The sequence below is a fragment of the Pseudomonas sp. LBUM1666 genome (assembly GCF_059695775.1).
In genome coordinates this window covers 3,514,232-3,531,676 of sequence record NZ_CP166789.1, presented here as the reverse complement: position 1 = coordinate 3,531,676, position 17,445 = coordinate 3,514,232, and the positions used below count along the sequence as shown (strand labels likewise).

16 protein-coding genes and 2 pseudogenes are annotated in these 17,445 nt (G+C 54.5%); 9 read left to right on the top strand and 9 right to left on the bottom strand.

The window, feature by feature from the left end; translation table 11 throughout:
* The first annotated feature begins 40 nt into the window (after positions 1–40).
* Positions 41–1,609: a carbohydrate porin gene (locus ACA056_RS15990; protein WP_497265994.1), complete on the top strand. Its 1,569-nt coding sequence runs from the start codon at positions 41–43 to the stop codon at positions 1,607–1,609.
* 183 nt (positions 1,610–1,792) lie between these two features.
* On the opposite strand, the gene ACA056_RS15985 is transcribed toward ACA056_RS15990, so the two are convergent.
* On the bottom strand, positions 1,793–2,731 hold the full coding sequence (locus ACA056_RS15985) for a LysR family transcriptional regulator (RefSeq protein ID WP_497265992.1): 939 nt from the start codon (positions 2,729–2,731) through the stop codon (positions 1,793–1,795).
* A gap of 285 nt (positions 2,732–3,016) precedes the next feature.
* On the opposite strand from ACA056_RS15985, the gene ACA056_RS15980 reads away from it, so the two are divergent.
* Both ACA056_RS15980 and ACA056_RS15975 read left to right on the top strand, forming a co-directional pair.
* On the top strand, positions 3,017–3,862 hold the full coding sequence (locus tag ACA056_RS15980) for an SDR family NAD(P)-dependent oxidoreductase (protein WP_497265990.1): 846 nt from the start codon (positions 3,017–3,019) through the stop codon (positions 3,860–3,862).
* Positions 3,863–3,959: 97 nt separating this feature from the next.
* Entirely contained in the window at positions 3,960–4,748 is a 789-nt protein-coding gene (locus ACA056_RS15975; RefSeq protein WP_497265988.1) for an SMP-30/gluconolactonase/LRE family protein, read from the top strand.
* Between the two features lie 170 nt (positions 4,749–4,918).
* Here ACA056_RS15975 and ACA056_RS15970 read toward each other — a convergent pair whose 3' ends face one another.
* Positions 4,919–5,140 carry a transposase gene (locus ACA056_RS15970; protein ID WP_497273544.1) on the bottom strand — a complete coding sequence of 74 codons (222 nt, stop codon included), beginning with the start codon at positions 5,138–5,140 and terminating at the stop codon, positions 4,919–4,921.
* A 42-nt stretch (positions 5,141–5,182) separates the two neighbouring features.
* Between ACA056_RS15970 and ACA056_RS15965 the strand changes: the two are divergent.
* Positions 5,183–5,338: pseudogene (locus ACA056_RS15965) on the top strand (diguanylate cyclase domain-containing protein); the annotation flags it as partial.
* A gap of 144 nt (positions 5,339–5,482) precedes the next feature.
* Here ACA056_RS15965 and ACA056_RS15960 read toward each other — a convergent pair.
* Positions 5,483–5,749, bottom strand: coding sequence for a hypothetical protein (locus ACA056_RS15960; RefSeq protein ID WP_497265986.1), 267 nt, complete (start codon positions 5,747–5,749; stop codon positions 5,483–5,485).
* Between the two features lie 517 nt (positions 5,750–6,266).
* On the opposite strand from ACA056_RS15960, the gene ACA056_RS15955 reads away from it, so the two are divergent.
* A complete protein-coding gene (locus tag ACA056_RS15955) occupies positions 6,267–6,497 on the top strand; it encodes a hypothetical protein (protein ID WP_045060682.1) in 231 nt (76 codons plus the stop codon).
* A 486-nt stretch (positions 6,498–6,983) separates the two neighbouring features.
* On the opposite strand, the gene ACA056_RS15950 is transcribed toward ACA056_RS15955, so the two are convergent.
* The 4 genes from ACA056_RS15950 to ACA056_RS15935 all read right to left on the bottom strand — a co-directional run bounded on the left by ACA056_RS15950 (position 6,984) and on the right by ACA056_RS15935 (position 11,851).
* Positions 6,984–7,997 (bottom strand): isocitrate dehydrogenase, encoded by a 1,014-nt coding sequence (locus ACA056_RS15950; protein WP_497265984.1) that lies wholly within the window; start codon positions 7,995–7,997, stop codon positions 6,984–6,986.
* 488 nt (positions 7,998–8,485) lie between these two features.
* Positions 8,486–9,247, bottom strand: a complete 762-nt coding sequence (locus tag ACA056_RS15945) for a YoaK family protein (RefSeq protein WP_497265982.1) — start codon at positions 9,245–9,247, stop codon at positions 8,486–8,488.
* A gap of 316 nt (positions 9,248–9,563) precedes the next feature.
* On the bottom strand, positions 9,564–10,808 hold the full coding sequence (locus tag ACA056_RS15940) for a malic enzyme-like NAD(P)-binding protein (protein WP_497265980.1): 1,245 nt from the start codon (positions 10,806–10,808) through the stop codon (positions 9,564–9,566).
* Between the two features lie 812 nt (positions 10,809–11,620).
* Positions 11,621–11,851 carry a hypothetical protein gene (locus tag ACA056_RS15935; protein WP_140893163.1) on the bottom strand — a complete coding sequence of 77 codons (231 nt, stop codon included), beginning with the start codon at positions 11,849–11,851 and terminating at the stop codon, positions 11,621–11,623.
* A gap of 276 nt (positions 11,852–12,127) precedes the next feature.
* Between ACA056_RS15935 and ACA056_RS15930 the strand changes: the two genes are divergently transcribed.
* Entirely contained in the window at positions 12,128–12,460 is a 333-nt protein-coding gene (locus ACA056_RS15930) for an STAS domain-containing protein (protein WP_497265978.1), read from the top strand.
* Here the strand turns inward: ACA056_RS15930 and ACA056_RS15925 are convergent.
* Entirely contained in the window at positions 12,421–12,606 is a 186-nt protein-coding gene (locus tag ACA056_RS15925; RefSeq protein ID WP_045060687.1) for a ribbon-helix-helix protein, read from the bottom strand. The two genes, ACA056_RS15930 and ACA056_RS15925, sit on opposite strands and share 40 nt — an antisense overlap.
* Positions 12,607–13,211: 605 nt before the next feature.
* Between ACA056_RS15925 and ACA056_RS15920 the strand changes: the two genes are divergently transcribed.
* The 3 genes and pseudogenes from ACA056_RS15920 to ACA056_RS15910 form a co-directional block, all read left to right on the top strand.
* Positions 13,212–13,844: a trimeric intracellular cation channel family protein gene (locus tag ACA056_RS15920; protein WP_415760009.1), complete on the top strand. Its 633-nt coding sequence runs from the start codon at positions 13,212–13,214 to the stop codon at positions 13,842–13,844.
* 418 nt (positions 13,845–14,262) lie between these two features.
* Entirely contained in the window at positions 14,263–15,666 is a 1,404-nt protein-coding gene (locus tag ACA056_RS15915) for an MFS transporter (RefSeq protein ID WP_497265975.1), read from the top strand.
* 152 nt (positions 15,667–15,818) lie between these two features.
* A pseudogene (locus ACA056_RS15910) lies at positions 15,819–15,914 on the top strand (type II toxin-antitoxin system ParD family antitoxin); the annotation flags it as partial.
* 296 nt (positions 15,915–16,210) lie between these two features.
* Here the strand turns inward: ACA056_RS15910 and ACA056_RS15905 are convergent.
* Positions 16,211–17,284: a methyl-accepting chemotaxis protein gene (locus tag ACA056_RS15905; RefSeq protein ID WP_497273543.1), complete on the bottom strand. Its 1,074-nt coding sequence runs from the start codon at positions 17,282–17,284 to the stop codon at positions 16,211–16,213.
* Positions 17,285–17,445: the final 161 nt, after the last annotated feature.

Genomic DNA, 17,445 nt, shown 5'->3' with positions numbered 1-17,445 from the left:
CGCGGGAACAAAACAATAAAAACAAAACAGGGAAATCCACATGCAGAAAGCATCAAGCTGGCTACTCGCAGGCGTGCTCGGCACCTCGGCGGCGACCTCTCACTCCGCGACTCTGGAAGAACGCATGGCCGCGTTTGAAGCCCGTGCCAGCGCCGCGGAAAAGCGTGCGGCCGCAGCCGAACAGCAAACCCAGGCGCTTGCCAGGGAATTGCAGCAGATCAAACTCGCCACTCCCGTCTTGCAACCCGCCGCGTCCACTGCGACAGCCATCTCGGCGCCTGCTTTGGACACTCGACTGGCAAAACTCGAAGCTCGTCAGCAAAGCATGGAAAAGCAGGGCGGTACCGGAGGACACCTCACTGACGGGTTCAGCTTCAAGGGTTACGCTCGCTCCGGATTACTGATCAACGATGGGCTGGGGGGGGGGCGTGGCGGGCCTTATACAACCCCAGCCGGTTCAGTCGGTGGCGCCGTCGGGCGACTCGGCAATGAAGACGACACCTACATGCGCATCGACCTGTCGAAAGAGGCCTATGGGCAGAACGGCACCCATTCCAAATTCACGGTTTCCATTGCCGACGGTGTGGAAAGTTCCAATGACTGGACGGCCGACGAAAGCAATCTGAACGTGCGTCAGGTCTTTACCGAACTCGATCATCTCGCCGCCTTCAAGGGCAACTCAGTGTTCGAGAACTCCACCTTGTGGGCAGGCAAACGATTCGACAGAGATAACTTTGATATCCATTGGCTGGACTCCGACGTGGTCTATCTGGCCGGCACCGGAGGTGGAATCTACGATGTGCAGATGAATAAGAACTGGCGGTCGAATTACTCCTTGATCGGGCGTAACTACGGGGATTTCAGTGAGGGCGGTATCAATGCCGATGTGGAAAGCTACATCCTGACCTCCAACCAGTTCTTCGATAATGGTCAGTGGCAGTGGATGTTCAATGGCATCGGCTCAAAGAAAAACGACATCGGCACCCGCACCAATGAAGCGGGCCTGACGCCTGCGGATTCCGGCTTGCACAGCATGCTGGCCAATCACCGGAAAGACTTTTTCGGCAGGGAAGGCTTCTTCAAAACGGCACTGCTCTATGGGCAAGGTCTGGGGGCAGAAGTCAAAAACATTGGCTCGTATGGCGAACTCATCGACGACGCCCGCGCTCTGCGGATGGCGCTTTACGGCGAGACACCCCTTGCGCCTGGCTGGCGAGTCGGCCCCAGTTTGTTGGCCGAACAGAGCAAGGATCGATACGTCAAAGGTGATGACTACCGCTGGATGACACTGAACGTGCGTTTGGCCAATGAAATCAACAGCAATTTCGAGATGGCCTACGAATTGAGCTGGCAAACCATGAACCTCGACCCGAAGGGTTATCTACAACGTAATGCGGTCGACGGCAACTTCTGGAAATTCACTATCGCCCCGACATTCAAACCCGACGTTGGAGACCTGCTCACACGCCCCGAATTGCGAGTGTTCGCCAGCCTCATGAACTGGTCTTCGGACCTGGACAGATACAGTTCCACAGACAACTTCGGCAAGTCGGACTTCAACGCCGGAGGCGTATGGCAGTACGGCATACAGATGGAAACCTGGTTTTGATATCGGCTTCATCTGCGACAGGTTTTGTGCTGTAACCAACCTTTGGCGTTTGTCGATCGTTCCGCTGCTCCACTTTACGTGCGTTGGCGCAGTAGTGTTGGTCGTGTTCAGCGTTGTCAGCCTGGCCGAACTTTAAACGGCGCTCTCCCTGGGGGCTTGGCTCAAGGACTACAACGTGGCGCTCTAGCGAACCTGTTCGGCCAGGGCACCTTCGACATGAGGCTCTGCGCTGAAGTCGAGCATGGAAATAAAGCTGTCCATCAGCGGTGATTCGTTGTGGGTATTCCAGCTCATGTACAGCCCGATGGCGGGGTTGGGCGATTCTGTCACCGGGAGGATTCTGCGAAACAGGACCTTGTCGCGCATGATCGAGCTGGCGATGGATTCGGGCACCAGGGCCACGCCGAAGCCGCAGGCCACCAGGCCGATCAAGGTGTGGATCTGCGCGGCTTCCTGTACCACCTTCGGGTAAAAACCGGCGGCTTCGCACAAGGCAATGAGCTGGCTGTGATAACCGGTGCCCAGGGCTAAGGGTGTGAACACGAAGTCTTCGCCGGCGAAATCCCGCAGGTCGATTTTCCCGGCCTGTGCTTTTGGGTGATGGGTGGGGAGTGCCATGACGATTTCTTCGTCGAGCAACAAGCGCGATTCGATGTTGTCCGTCGAAATGGGCAGTTTGCGCATGAAGGCGATATCTGCGTCTCCGGACAAAATCGCCTTGGCCTGGCTGGAAGATGGCATTTCCTTGATGATCAGCTGGACCTTGGGAAAGGTTTCGCGAAACTGCCTGAGGGTGTTGAGCAACGACTCGTAGTAAGCAATGGACACCGCGGTGACCGTGAGTTTGCCGGCGATGCCTTCGGACACTTGGCGGGCGTGTTCCACCCCCAGTTCCAGTTCCTTGAGTGTGCTGTAGGCCGCGTCCAGAAAGGCACTGCCGGCGGGTGTCAGTTTTACCCCGCGCTTATTACGCGTGAACAGGCTGAAACCCAATTTGTCTTCCAGGCGATTGATGGCCTGACTCAGGGGCGGCTGGGCCATGTGCAGGCGAATCGCGGCTTTGTGAAAATGCAGTTCTTCGGCCACGGCGATGAACTGCCTGAGCAGTCGGGTTTCGATCATTCTTCCGTTCCTTCATTTGAATTGATCAGTGCTGCGAAGTGGGTCGGGCGTCATCCCTCCGGGATCATCGATGAGCACAGCGATGCTGTCATTAGCGCCCCGGGTAGAAACCGTGCAGGCCCGCATACGAGACATGACCCCTCTGCTTAAGTTCACGAGCGGGTTTTTGCGGGCTTGATCCAGGCATTGATTTGATATGAGCCAGGTATCAACTTCGCCCCTCATTAGTATTAAACAACCCTCCTTTTCATTGTTAAGGTGAAGTGGCAATCAAGGGGGGGAACGATGAATTTTTCAGGAAGGACGGCGATTGTAACGGGCGCTGGCCGAGGCCTGGGTTTCGTCTATGCACGGGAATTGGCCAGGCTGGGCGCCAATGTCGTGATCAGTGATATCGGTGCGGACAATATCGGCGATGGAGCAGATACGTCCATTGCCCTCGATGCCGCCCGGACGCTTCAGTCCGAGGGTTACAGCGTTGTCGGTCACCACGGCGACCTGGCTGACGAGCACGGTTGTCGGCAATTGATCGAGACAGCCATCGAGGCCTACGGCCAACTCGATATCGTGATTCACAACGCCGGTTGGGTCGGTTATCAATCGATTGAAGAGGCCGAGTTGTCATTTATCGAGCGCGCGGTGGATATCAATATCTATACGCCCATCTGGTTGTGCAAGCATGCCTGGAAATACCTTCGGCAATCTGCGACTGCGCGCGTGGTGCTGACCTCTTCGGATCGGGCGATGTACCAGCAATATGCTCAGCCGGGCCTGGTGGCGTATGCGGCGGGCAAGATGGCGCAACTGGGCATCATGAACGCGCTGAGCATGGAAGGCGCGACCGATGGCATCCTGGTCAATGCGGTATCGCCCGTCGCCAAAACCAGGATGTGGGGCGTGACTGGGGAACCGGACAATCTGAAGCCTGAGTGGGTGGCGCCCGGTGTGATTTTCCTGGCTTCGCAACTGTGTCAGGACACCGGCTACATTCTGCGAGCCAGCAATGGCCAATTCACTGCTACACGGTTTGCCGAGAACAAGGGCGTCGACTATCCCGTCGACCTGGCCCGGGTCGAGGCATCCAGCGCCGAGCAAATTGCTCAATTGTGGGACCACATCAAGGAGTGTTGATATGCCTGCTCAGGAAGAGCTGCGTCTTTTTTCATCGTGTCAGTCTGATCTGGGCGAAAGCCCGGTTTGGGACGAAACCTGAAACGCCCTGTTGTTCGTGGACATTTCAGGAGGACAGATCAACGTCCTGGACGAACAGGCCAACCTTACACGGCTCTACGAGTCGCCATCACGGATCGGCGCGTTGGCATTGACTCGTGCCGGCAACCTGATCTTTACCCAGAATGCCGGCGTCGCCATTCTGAATCGTGCCAGCCTTCGGGTGAGCCAAAACTCGAAACTGGCCATTACGCTTTCGTCCTATCGTTTCAATGACGGTGCTTGTGATCCTCAGGGACGCTTCATCACCGGATTGATGGACGAAGCTCACAGCAAAAATACCGGCAAGCTGTATCGATATGACGCAGGACTGAACGCCTCGGTGATACTGGACCCTATCTGCCTGCCCAATGGTCTGGTGTGGTCGATCGATGGCAGTGAACTGTTTTTTGTCGACTCGGTAGCGCGCACTATTTACCGCGCCCGCTACCCGGCCACCGGCAAATACCTGGAGCAGGTATCGGTGTTTGTCCAGACACCGCCGGACCTCGGTCGCCCGGATGGGTTGGCGATGGACGCGGAAGGAGGAATCTGGGTGTGCCAGTTCAATGGCGGCTGTCTGCTCAGGTACGATCGCCACGGCGAACTGACCCAGACGCTTGAGATGCCGGTTCCGCGCCCCACCAGTTGCTGCTTCGGCGGGGTGGACATGCGCACGCTATTCATCACCAGCGCCAAATTCGGGATGTCGCCTGCCGAGCAAGCGGACTTCCCCGAATCCGGAAATATCTACTGCATCCGACTGCCGATTCCCGGCGTTCCCCGGCATCGGTTCAAGGAGCTTTGAGGCCTCCCATAACGCAGACCACACTCAAATCGGATGTGCTGTGCAGCAACGCCATATGAGATCGGATCGGCCGCTCAGCAAAACCGGACGAAGGTACAGCACGTCGCCCCAAAGGCGAGTTTATTGTTTTTGCGAATGTCGGCGATGGTCTTCAAGTCGGATTTGGCCCGTTAGATCAACCACACTTCGATGTTGCGCTGGCACTCGGCTTTGAGACGCTGCGATGAGCGAATCCGCTGAAAATAGCCATAGAGGTAAAGTTTGAGCTGACCGGCAGGATCAAAAAGAGGGGCGCCTTGTGCTTTTGGGAAGCACCATATCGGATCCCAGTTGCCCGGGGTACAGATTGACCGCGTACAGGTGACGACTCGAACCAAGTGTTCCTTGGGGATCAGTTTTTCCAGCGAGACCGGAAACAGGCAGGTCTGGATGCACCGAGTCGTGGCACCGACGAAGTACTTGATTCTGGAACTACGTCCTTTGGTGTCGCGCTCGCCAATACAGACGACAATGTGGAAAGCCTTTTGATTCGTGCAGATGATGCGCTCTACCGAGCCAAGCGTAATGGCCGCAACCAAGTAAACTGGTAAATTAACGTGTATTTTTAATATCGGTCAGTCATAGCAGGTCAACTCTCGCATGCATGTGGTTAATGAGCGAGGGACTGCTTTTTCCCGCGTGCGGACTGACTGGTCTCTATTGATATCAAGTCATGGTCATTCACTATGAGCGTTCTATTCAGTTTTAAGTGTTGATACAAATGCAGCCAGCGAAGGATCTTTTTCAGCATTTTGCTTGTGTCTGCCGATGAAAATCCACTCGTCCTCTGTCCAAAGAATTCGTGTTGTTTTCGGTGCTTTGCAGTCAAAAACAACCTGATAGATTTTCGTTTCTCCCTGCTGGACGACGACGCATTGCTCAAAGCAAACCAACAATCGCTGCCCAGGTTCCAGTGTTGGCGCAATGAGCGGGGCACACATCTTAATTTCTGTTTTTCGCATGATGACTTTCGTCCTTAAAATTCAGAAACCGTACGCGGTAAATCAAAAGCAATCCGTTGCGGCGAGGGACTCATCTCATGCCTTTGACATGACGCCATATGTGCACTTCAAGGTGCAATCATCACGGTGAAGTAAGTCGCTTTGGGCTCGTACAGACAATCACCTTCAATGCGTGGCGCTGATAGCTCATTACTGATCGCGAGAGCTTTTCTGGTTCGGTTTTGTTCTCGATCTGGCCGTCAGAGCCTTTTATCACTTGAAGCTCATCCGCAAGGTCCTGTGCGCTCAAAGACAAAGCATCGGGCGGGGCCACTCGGGCCGACGTACCTCATAGGGTTCGGTGGTACTGCTCATGACTAGCCTCCGAGGGTTCATATGTGCATAATATTATCATGCAGTGATAATAGAAAGGCAAACTGCTCGCCCTTGCCTCAGGCTGGGACGAAGTGTTTTGCTCAATTGCAGGGAGGCAAAATCACGCATGAGAACTGAAATACGTGAGCGCTTGGAGAGCTGCATGAAACGTGAGGACGTAAAAATAAAACATGCTGAAGGCATTCAGTTTGACACCCATTTAATTGCCAATCCGGCCAATACCCAGGAGTGGATTGCCTTCTTTAAAAAGGAAGCGGGACGAAGCTTTTTCCTGGTCAATGACAACGAAGAGATCGAACCCTTCCGACACCTTGATGATTTGATTCATGAACTGCGTGAAATCGGTATCAAGGTTGCTGAAATTCATTTTTGAATTACTTTTCCCTGGAGTGTCGTCATGTCTGTCAGGGTCGAACATCTGTCTAGTCAGAGTGAAGATCTATGGTCCGTGTGTGTAGGTGCCCGGCGAATTCAGTTCCGCAATGAGCAGGGCGCAAAAGACTACGCGGAAAAGTTGAAAGAGCGTATTGACGCTCCGCATCTATACCCTTATGCGGCGCCGATAATCGATGACAGAAATAGCAGTAAGTAACTAAATGTTAAGCCCTTGTTCTATTTTAAAGATTGAGGCATAACAAAAATAATAATGTTTTCGGTTTGGGGGGCGGAAAGTTATAAGTAAAGGTCTTTGAGCTTGTCGAGGATTATTCGACAAATTAATACCCGTTGAGGCAGACAGGCATCACCCAGGATCTTTCGCTCTCGCCCCAATGGGAATAGATGGTCCTGGTCACTAATGATGGCTTCGAGGTCTTGATATAAAAACGCCAGCTCTGACTGAGCTGGCGATTACGTCTATCTAGTCACGCAAGTAGGCCACCAAGGCGTCAGCGAAGGACTCAGTCGTACCGGTTCCCCCCATATCCGGTGTCACTTGATCGCAGGAGGTTTGCAGAACAACGCGGATAGCGGTACGGATGCGTGTCCCCTTGTCTACCATGTTTAGGTGATCAAGCATGTCCGCAGCCGCCAACAACAATGCACATGGGTTCGCGATGTTCTTGCCCGCGATGTCCGGTGCCGAACCGTGGACCGCTTCGAAGATGGCCGCATCGGTGCCGATGTTAGACCCGGGCGCCAAGCCCAATCCACCCACCAGGCCTGCGCACAAGTCTGAAAGGATGTCACCAAACAGGTTGGTGGTGACAATGACGTCAAATTGATGGGGATTCATTACCAACTGCATACAGGCGTTATCGACGATCATTTCGTGAAACTCGATCTCCGGATAATCCGCCGCGACCTCACGTGCAACCTCAAGAAACAAACCGGAGCAAGACTTGATGATATTGGCCTTGTGCACCGCGGTAACTTTCTTGCGGCCTTTGCTACGAGCCAGCTCGAACGCGTATCGCACGATACGTTCGGAGGCTGTGCGTGTGACGCGAATGCTCGCCAAAGCGACTTCGCCGTCTTCTGAAATACTCTGTCCTTCGGGTAAGTAAGCCCCCTCGGTATTTTCGCGCACTGTGATGATGTCGATATCTTCGAAGCGCGAACGGGTCCCCGGGAAACTGATCGCTGGTCGGACATTGGCGTAGAGATCAAAATGCCGGCGAAGGTGAACGTTGATCGATGAGAATCCACGTCCAATCGGTGTCGTCAGAGGGCCTTTGAGTGCGATGCCATGTTTGGCAATCGTGTCGATGGAGGCGGGCGGCATCAACTGCCCATGTTGCTGCAGTGCCTCCAGGCCGGCCTCTACGAAGTCGTAGCGAAGATTGCAGTCAAGGGCATCGAGTACGCGTAACGTCGCTTGCATGATCTCAGGGCCGATGCCGTCGCCCTTGATGATTGCGATTGTTCTGCTCATGGTCTCTTCCTTAACAGGGCTTTGTCAGCCTGCTGTATTGATTGGGTCATTGAGACTGGTGTCACGAGTCTGCTGATAGGCGTTGATGGTCTGACGGCTTTCACCGCGCCAGTGTGCTGTGTTTCATCCTCCGCGCCGTGACTGCGCAGGTCATCGCGGATCAAATGACGGGCGTCCTGAGAGGGTGTCAGATCTCGCGCCGCACAGAACTACTCGAGGATGCTGCTGCTACGGGGCGAGTTACCGGGTCAAGCGTGCTGTCATTGCTCCTGCGAGTATGCGCATTACATTAACATATAATGGTAATATGATGCGGTGGCTAGGCGCGTTTTCATCTGGAGGCGGTAAGGTATTCGAGCGTCTGTGCGTTACATGTTGAGGTGGCGTTCAGGCAGTAATAAAAGAGCACGAATTGTGGCTAGAATCGTTCTGGTCGTCGTACTGCCAGGCCAAAACCAGGGGACTCGCGCTCATCAAAAGTCATTGGCTCACTTTCGCATGATGCGGCGGACAAAGAGCCTGACGTCATCAAAGGCGGGCACGATTGCCAGCGTCACCAGAACCATCGCGAGCGGTACCGTAGAGATGTAACCAATGTGTTTGAACCCAAATGCACCCACCACGCCGCCGAAGAAGAAGTTCAGTGCGAGCAGTATCAGTATTTTGAGCCGGGTTCGATTGGCGAGAACTTTTGGATGGGGCGATGTGCTGACGGCATTCCAATAAAACAGTTTTCCAAACTCGATACCGATATCCGTGATGATGCCGGTGATGTGAGTCGTTCGGATTTCGGCTTTGGAAATTTTGGTGATTACCGCATTTTGCAGGCCCATGATGAAACACAGCAGCATCACGGTGACGGACACGAACAAACCATCCACGGTGGAAAGCTGAGCGCCCATAAATCCGAAGCAGATGAGCAGAAAGGCTTCGAACAGGAGGGGCACTGCAAACTCACTGTGCAACCGTCTGCGTCGGGAGTAATTGACCATGACTGCAGAGCCCGCAGCCCCAGCCAGAAAGGACAACAATGCGCCGGCGCCACTAAGCACCAGGTCGTAGGCTCCCAGTACACTGTTGTCTGCCATCGAAGAGACGATGCCTGTCATGTGTGAGGTGTACTGATGCACCGCCAGGAAACCGCCAGCGTTGATTGCTCCCGCGACGAAGGCCAAGGCAAACCCAAGGTGTCGGTTTGCGGTTGTGGTACGCCTTCGCCCGGTGAGGCTCCTGACATATTTGATCGGCATTTATTCACCCTTGTCTCAAGGGTATGAAGAGCAAAAAAGCCAACCGATTACGCATATCTGATATCACCGGGTTCTCGCGATTTAGACGGGTCTGTTCATTCAGTGTTGAAGCCGCTGTTGTTTCTTCTGATCGGTGAACAGGATCGTCTGCTGGAGCAGCAGATGGGGCTTTAGTGATCAGCCAAAAGCGGCTGACCTGCACGTGTTGGACTGCCGATTTTCAGAAGGTGCAGCGACTGGATAATCCCAGGTGCGGCAGCTGCCAACCGTGAAAAAGGTCGTGCAGCTGCGATACATCAGCATGATTGACGTCAGCTTAGAGCGGGTAGTGCGCCGGGTAATGCAGCTTCGCAACGCCGGTGTCGATTGCGGCCTTGGCCACTGCGCCGGCTATTGCTCCGAGCAGGCGAGCATCGAGCGCTTTGGGGAGGATGTAATCGCGCCCAAACTCAAGCTTATCGACGTTGAATGCTTGTAGCACTTCCACAGGAGTAGGCTCTTTGGCCAATTGGCGCAGTGCTTCCACCGCCGCAATTTTCATCGCTTCGTTAATCCGGGTTGCCCGAACATCCAACGTCCCGCGGAAGATGAACGGAAAGCCCAGAACGTTATTCACCTGATTCGGGTAATCAGAGCGACCAGTCGCCATGATCAGATCATCACGTGTCGCCATGGCCAGCTCGTAGCTGATTTCAGGATCAGGGTTCGAGCAGGCAAACACGATCGGATTGGGAGCCATTGCTGCCAGCGTTTCTGCCGGAAGGAGATTGGCTCCAGACAGACCGACAAACACATCAGCGCCGTTCATGGCTTCCATCAGCGTACGAGGGCCACCGTCGTTAACGAACTGTGCTTTGTATTGATTGAGGTCTTCGCGTGCGGAGTGAATGACACCGGTACGATCAACCATGTACAGGTTACTTTTTTGAGCGCCAAGACTAAGCAGTAGGCGCATACAGGCAGTGGCGGCGGCACCAGCACCGAGGCAAACAATTTTCGCATTTTCCAGGGTTTTGCCCTGAATCTCCAAGGCATTGAGCATTCCGGCTGCAGTGACGATGGCAGTCCCGTGTTGATCGTCATGGAAGACTGGAATGTTGCACTGTTCGATCAGTGCCTTTTCGATTTCAAAGCACTCAGGAGCTTTGATGTCTTCCAGGTTGATGCCACCAAAGGTGTCAGCAATGCGCACGACTGTATCGATAAAGGCCTGGGAACTCTCAGCATTGACTTCGATATCGATCGAGTCGATCCCGGCAAAACGCTTGAACAGCAATGCCTTGCCTTCCATGACCGGCTTGCTGGCCAAGGGGCCAAGATTGCCGAGGCCCAGAATGGCGGTGCCGTTGGTGATCACGGCCACCAGATTTCCTTTACCGGTGTAGCGGTAAGCATTCTCTGGGTCCTTCGCAATTTCGCGTACGGGCTCGGCTACGCCTGGGCTGTAGGCCAGTGCGAGTTGGGCGGCTGTGTCGGCAGGCTTGGTCAGCGCGATGCTGATTTTTCCAGGGATTGGGAATTCGTGGTAATCCAGTGCGGCCTTCTTGAAGTCGGTAGTCATGCGATCCCCTAATTAGACATTGATTACAACCATATGTTAACACTATTATAATGCAAGGCAACGAGGTCCTGACCCACAGACCAGGATCAAGTTGTCAGCGGAGCGCTGCTGATGAAGGGGTTTATCAGCCGGCGAACCCACACTATTGGCCTAAGACTTCAGGGCGGGCCTGTATCTGGTGGTCAATAGAGATCCTCCTATGCTTGAACCCGTCTTAGGCCACCTCGTGTGGCCATTTTTTTGCGCGCGCGAATGTCCCAAGCGTCAAGGCGCTGAAGTTATGGGCGAGAACGATAGGCTTAGATGAAGGCGGTATAGCGGATCAAAATAGCTAGGAGCGAAGGGGGTGCGGCCATGATAAAGGCGATGAGAGAGGTGCCCGGCAACCCTGTTTGAGCGCACGAGGGATAGTGGTGCCCGGAGCTTCTGTACCGGGCGCGATTAAACCTGATCAGCCCGGCGTCAATTAATAGGCAACAGTTCATGGGGTGTTCTGAGCTGTCATTCAATGGCTTTCATCGTCAAGGGGCTTGGTGTTCTGTTTCTACTCGACAAGCGTCGAGCTTGCCCAGTGGAGGGAAATGACCGGATCAGCATTGATCAATGGTCTTGAGTGTAAGCGGCGGGGTGAGTTGGCGGGAAGGCATGGGGGCGTCGATTCTTTCTTTGAGTGTGGCGGTATAGTCCTTTGCCCCGTGCTCAGTCCGAAATTGGATGCAGCGGCTACCGAAACAAACAGATCAAAGCGCTTCGCTCTGACCGGACAGATACTCAACCTTTACTGACATGATCAAGCTCTCTAAGTGGAATCATCAGAAATGAACTTCAGCGGACTTGATACCAAGCTCGCGAAGCTCATGGATCAGTTCATCGAGGCGTCCAAATGACTCGATTTCCTCGTTGTCATTGACTAGAAAATAGCTTCTGCCTGCTTCTTTTTTGAAAAGAATGATCCATTCGTGCGTATTGGCCGGATTGGCTATCACATGCGTGTCGAAGTGCATGCCTTCACCGTGTTTGGTTTTGACGTCTTCGCGTTTCATGCGGGGTCTCCGGGCATATGTTTATGCGCTCTCGGCACCGAATCTACAGTGTCGCTGGTGTCGCTGGTGTCGTACGAGGCGAGGCCAATTGCTTTTCGATTATCACTATGTGTGATTAGTATGCACATGCCGCCAATGCGAGGCTAGTCATGATTGCGATAGGAGAAGCCTGGAAAGCAGGCTTGTTACGGCGCGAGCGGTGACTTCGAAATATCGTCTCGGGGGGCTTCGTCGGCGTCGTGGCGCTACCCTTGGCCACGTGATCACATCTTCTTCTTGGCGCCTCTGGCTTCGGATATCACCGGCTTAGAAACGCTGCTCGAAGTTATTGAGCCGTTGCGCAAACGCGGCATCGTCGTGAAGGTGTGTGAAGCCAACGAAAGAGTCCTTGGCAAGCTCGACAAGGGGGGATTCTTCAGGTACTCGGCTCATAGCCGTATCATGCTGACTTCAGTGGCGCACTGGGCCGTTACGCCGAGATCGGCAAGACTCAAGGCTGGAGATGAGTTGCAAGAGAGTAGAAGGAGCGATGAGCAGGCATTCGTCGTACCCGCTCATGCGCAGATGAATCACTTACCATTGGCCGCAGTTTTGCTTTTGGTCGCGTAGGAAACGCCATGCGTCTCCAGATAATCCCGAATGAGCTGACGAACGACCTGAGAAGGCGTCAGATCCTGAGATGCGCAAAGCTCCTCAAGCGCTTTTTTCTTGACGGGATCAATGAGCACAGTAAGTCGTGCAGTCTTATTTTCCATGGAATTGTCTGTACCCTAAAACGGTCGATGTTAATCAAATTATAATGGTCGAGGATTTATTTGTCACCGGTTAGGTTCGTTGCAGTCAACTTGATTGACCGTGGTCAGAAAATGGCGACGGTACGCCTACCAGAAAGGACCAACACAATTGCCATCCCGTGTGGTTCGTCTGAGAAAACCGGGATGTCGCATTTAGCGATCAGCGCTTGCTCGATCTCCAGACTCTTAGACTCCGCCATCCCCTCCAGATGGATGCCGCCGAGCCGTCGGAAATGATCGCGACGAGATTTCCCTTACCTGTAAAAACGATAAACGTCGTCCGGATTTTTGGCTATCGCCAAGCAGGGCTGCGCTCCCCCTGGGCTATACGCCATCGCCAGATCTCCTACCGTTTCGACCCGCACGCTTGATTCGACAGTGGTTTTTTCACGCGGTGAATTCTCATGACGATACGCCGTTGTGTTTTTTTTGCCATGTGTTCATTGCATGCCGCAGTTGAAATATCATTATCATATTATGGTAATGTAATTAGACCCTGATGTGTGTCTTTGAAGACGCCTCATTTCAAGGGCTTTTCCCATTTGCAGTACAGGCTGGTTCCATAGATGAAGGCTTACCACGCTGGCTGGGTGATCTATTACTGTGAGTTGTCAGGCGTAGCAGCCTTTGCAGTGACGGGCACCCTGATGGCAGGGCGAAAATCGTTGGACTGGTTCGGCGTAATCACCATCAGTTTAGTCACCGCTTTAGGCGGCGGTGCCTTACGTGACGTACTGATGGCGCATTATCCGATCGAGTGGGTTTCCAATGAGAATGGCTTTTTGGTAGGGGTTAGTGCTTCGCTAGGAACCATGATTTGGGCGAGGACCTTGAAAACCTTCAACGAGAGGGTGTTGTTGGTAGCCGATGCATTTGGATTGGCTGTATTTACGGTCAGAGGAACAGATATGGCTCTTCAGCAAAACCTCCCTCCCAGCATCGCAGTGATCATGGGCGTAGCTACCGCAGTCGCAGGGGGTGTGATGCGTGATGTGTTGTGTAACGAAATCCCGTTGGTGTTTAAACGTGAGGTTTATGCATCCATCAGTATTTTGGGTGCCGTCGCCTACATCACGCTGCTGGATTTGCAGATTTCACTTGAAGTCGCGTCTGCAATCGCCATTGCGTTCGTTTTTGTCAGCCGTATTGCCGCCATTCGTTGGAAATGGATGCTGCCAAAGTTTCATGTAGTCGATTGATCTTGTTGCTTGGCCGACAAAGCTACGCTCTATAAGAAAACATGAGTGATGCCAAGTCATCTCTGCCCCCCCATCCTTGAGGCTGCTCCTGCAGCCTTTTTTTCGTCCAAAGAAAAGTGGAGCTCCAGCGCCACGGTAGAAATAAAACGGCAGAACAGCGACGATCCCGACGATTGCTTTTCAAGGAAGGTGATCGGTCAAAACCCGGGTGACCCAGTACAGTGTCTCGCCGATATTGACGGCAGGGGCGTAACCCGCGACCTGGACGATAGACCTCATGGTGTCAGGAGTGATGATTTCGCGATCAGACATCGCAGACTCCGAGCAGGATATCAGCGGACAATACGAGCCAAGGCGATGGGGCGCTTTTACGTAACGTACAGTGTCGAGCTACGACGAAGTCGAACAGGAATGACCGATGTCTCAACGCCGTTCAACATGGATTGCTCTGTTGGTAGCCGTCACGTTCTTTATGGAGAACCTCGACGCTACAGTGATCGCTACCGCGTTGCCAGATATGGCCAGGACGTTTGGCGTCGCGGCGGTGGACCTGAACATTGGTATGAGCGCCTACATGCTCGCCGTTGCGGTGTTCATCCCCATCAGCGGCTGGTTGGCTGATCGCTTCGGTTCACGCCTGGTATTCAGTTCCGCAATTGTGCTGTTCAGTCTGTCATCGTTGATGTGTGGGTTGAGTGACAGCCTGGAAACCTTTGTCGCTGCACGTGTGTTGCAGGGTGTCAGCGGAGCGATGATGGTACCGGTGGGGCGTTTGGCGGTGCTTCGCACCACCGAGATGAAAGACCTGGTACGGGCGATATCATTCATCACCTGGCCCGGTCTGGTCGCTCCGGTACTCGGGCCTCCCGTGGGCGGTTTCATCGTCACCCACGCTTCCTGGCCGTGGATTTTCTACCTCAATCTGCCTTTGGGCGTGCTGGCCCTGATTGCCGCATGGGTCCTGGTTCCCAAACAGGACGACGTCAGTTCCAGGACTTTCGATTTCAGTGGCTTTCTGCTGGTCGGCTTCGCTAGCGCATCCTTGTTGTACGGCGTCGAGATGCTCGGGCAAAACCGTGCCGATTTGTTGCAGGGGCTGGCGCTGAATGGTGCCGGTGTGGTTCTCGGTGTCTTTGCCTGGCGACATATGCGTCGTCATGCGCAACCGTTATTGGCGCTGGGTGTAACAGGCGTTCGTACCTTTAGCATCTGCCTGTGCGGTGGGTCGATTTTCCGGATTGCCATCAGCACATTGCCGTTTCTCCTACCGCTGATGTTTCAACTGGCTTTCGGACTTTCTGCGTTCGATGCGGGGCTGCTGGTACTGGCGGTATTTGCCGGTAATCTGGCCATGAAGCCCTTCACCACTTGGGTGATGCAGCGCTGGGGATTTCGTCCGGTGTTGATGGTCAACGGCATCCTTGGCGTCCTGGCGATCGCGGCGTGTGCGTTGTTGGATGAGCACATGAGTCCGGCGCTGATTGTGTTCATCCTGTTCGTCGGTGGCTTGTCACACTCCATGCAGTTCACGGTGTTCAACACACTGGCCTTTGCCGAAATCCCCAAGGAGCAGATGAGCGACGCTTCAACCCTGTTTAGCATGTTCTTCCAATTGAGCATGGCGATGGGGGTTGCCATCGGCGCGTTGTTGCTTCGTCTCGCGATGAACATCCATGGCACTACAGGGCCCGCCCAGACTGTCGACTTCCAGCTGACGTTCCTGTGTGTGGCGGTAATAGCTGCAATCGCACTGTTGGACAACCTGCGACTGCCACCACAGGCAGGTGAGTCGGTGTTGCAGCGTAAGCGAGCCAACGATTAGCAAACGCCTGCCAAAGTGCTTGGCACTCAGCCGAGCGCCGGGAACCGCATTATCACGCTCACGTTTCGAGGACGGGACATTCACCCACAGTGACAATCTGAAAAGCGGCGTACATACGTCCAATTGCCGGGGTCACCTGACCGCTGGGACATGAAGGTTTGCGCCTATTGGAACAGCGCGTCGCTGAAGACACCGCCGAAATTGAGACCCTGCGTCAGGCGACCTCTATCGGCATCCATTCGAGAGAGTGGGAAGCTTAGCAGCGGGAATGGTTGACAACAAAAAGCCCGCGTATTGCGGGCTCTCTGTATGGGGTCAAATCCTTTTGTCCGTTCAATCTGCGCTCCGTTCTGTGAGCACTTCGTGAAAAGCATGTCGCTGGAACGAAAAAACCTGGCACTTAGCCGGTTTCTCTGTCGATGGGGCCAAATCCTTTTGGCTGACCCCATTGTGCTTGGTGGGTGTGACAAAGGCATGACACGGCGGATACGAAAGCGCGGGCAAAAGCCCGCGGAAGGCGGGCCTCTCCATGAGGATTGATCGGTTATCGGTTAAACCGCTCAACCAATGAGTATTGCGTGGACGCGGTCTTGGTCAGCTCCTTATTCAGATCTGCCGATTGGTGGGCCTGTTCCGAGGTTTGATCGGCCAAGTGGGCGATCGTGGTGATGTTTCGGCTTATTTCCTCGGCGACAGCAGTTTGCTCTTCAGTGGCCGCGGCAATCTGGGTGGTCATGTCGGTGATGTGGGAGACCGCTTCGCTGATGCCCACCAATGCCTTGTCTGCCTCAAGTACCCAGGCCACACCTTCTTGGGCCTGGCGATGACCGCTCTCCATGGTCTGCACGGCATTGTTGGACGACGTCTGGAGCTTGGTGATCAGGTCATGGATCTGGGTGGTGGATTGCGAGGTGCGTTGGGCCAGTTGGCGAACCTCATCGGCCACGACAGCGAAACCCCTGCCCATGTCGCCGGCGCGCGCTGCTTCGATGGCGGCATTCAGTGCCAGCAGATTGGTCTGATCGGCGATTCCTTTGATCACGTCAACGACTGTCCCTATTTCGTTGCTGTCCTTGGCCAGCTGTGCAACTGTCAGACTTGTCTCGCCGACAACGGCGGAGAGGCGCTCGATAGCCTCTCGGGTGTCTCGGGCCACCTCGCGGCCGCGACTGGTCAGCAGGTTAGCTTGTTGGGTGGCATCAGCCGTACGCTGGACGTGGCTGGCGACTTCCTGGGTGGTCGCGGCCATCTGGTTGACCGCGGCAGACACCTGTTCGGTTTCGACGCGCTGGCGATCAAGGCCTTTTGAGCTGTCAGTGGCAAGTACGTCGGATTGTCCCGCCAGCTCGCTGAGTTGTTCGGCGGTGTCTTGCAGGCGCGTCAGGCAAGTCTTCAGGCGCGAAGTCTGGCTGACGAAGGCAGTTTCCAGGCGGGCTTGTGGGCCGCGCGCATCGCTGTACATCTGAGCGATCAGTGAGTCGGAGGTAGAGGGCTCAGCCATCTGCAACAGGCGCAAAGTTCCTCGCATCTGCCAGCGTGAAGAGAGCAAGCCGATCGGCACGGCTATACCTACGGCCACGGCAATCGCCACGGGCGCGCTGAAGAGCAAGCCGCTCATGGTACCCGCCAGTCCCATGGCTATGTACGGCAAGCAATCTAGCAGGGCAGGTTGCCAAGCGTCTTGGCGGGGGATGGCCGGTTTTCCCTGGCTGATGCGCTTATACAGGGATTCAGCACGGCGAATCTGATCAGTCGTTGGTTTGACTCTGACCGATTCAA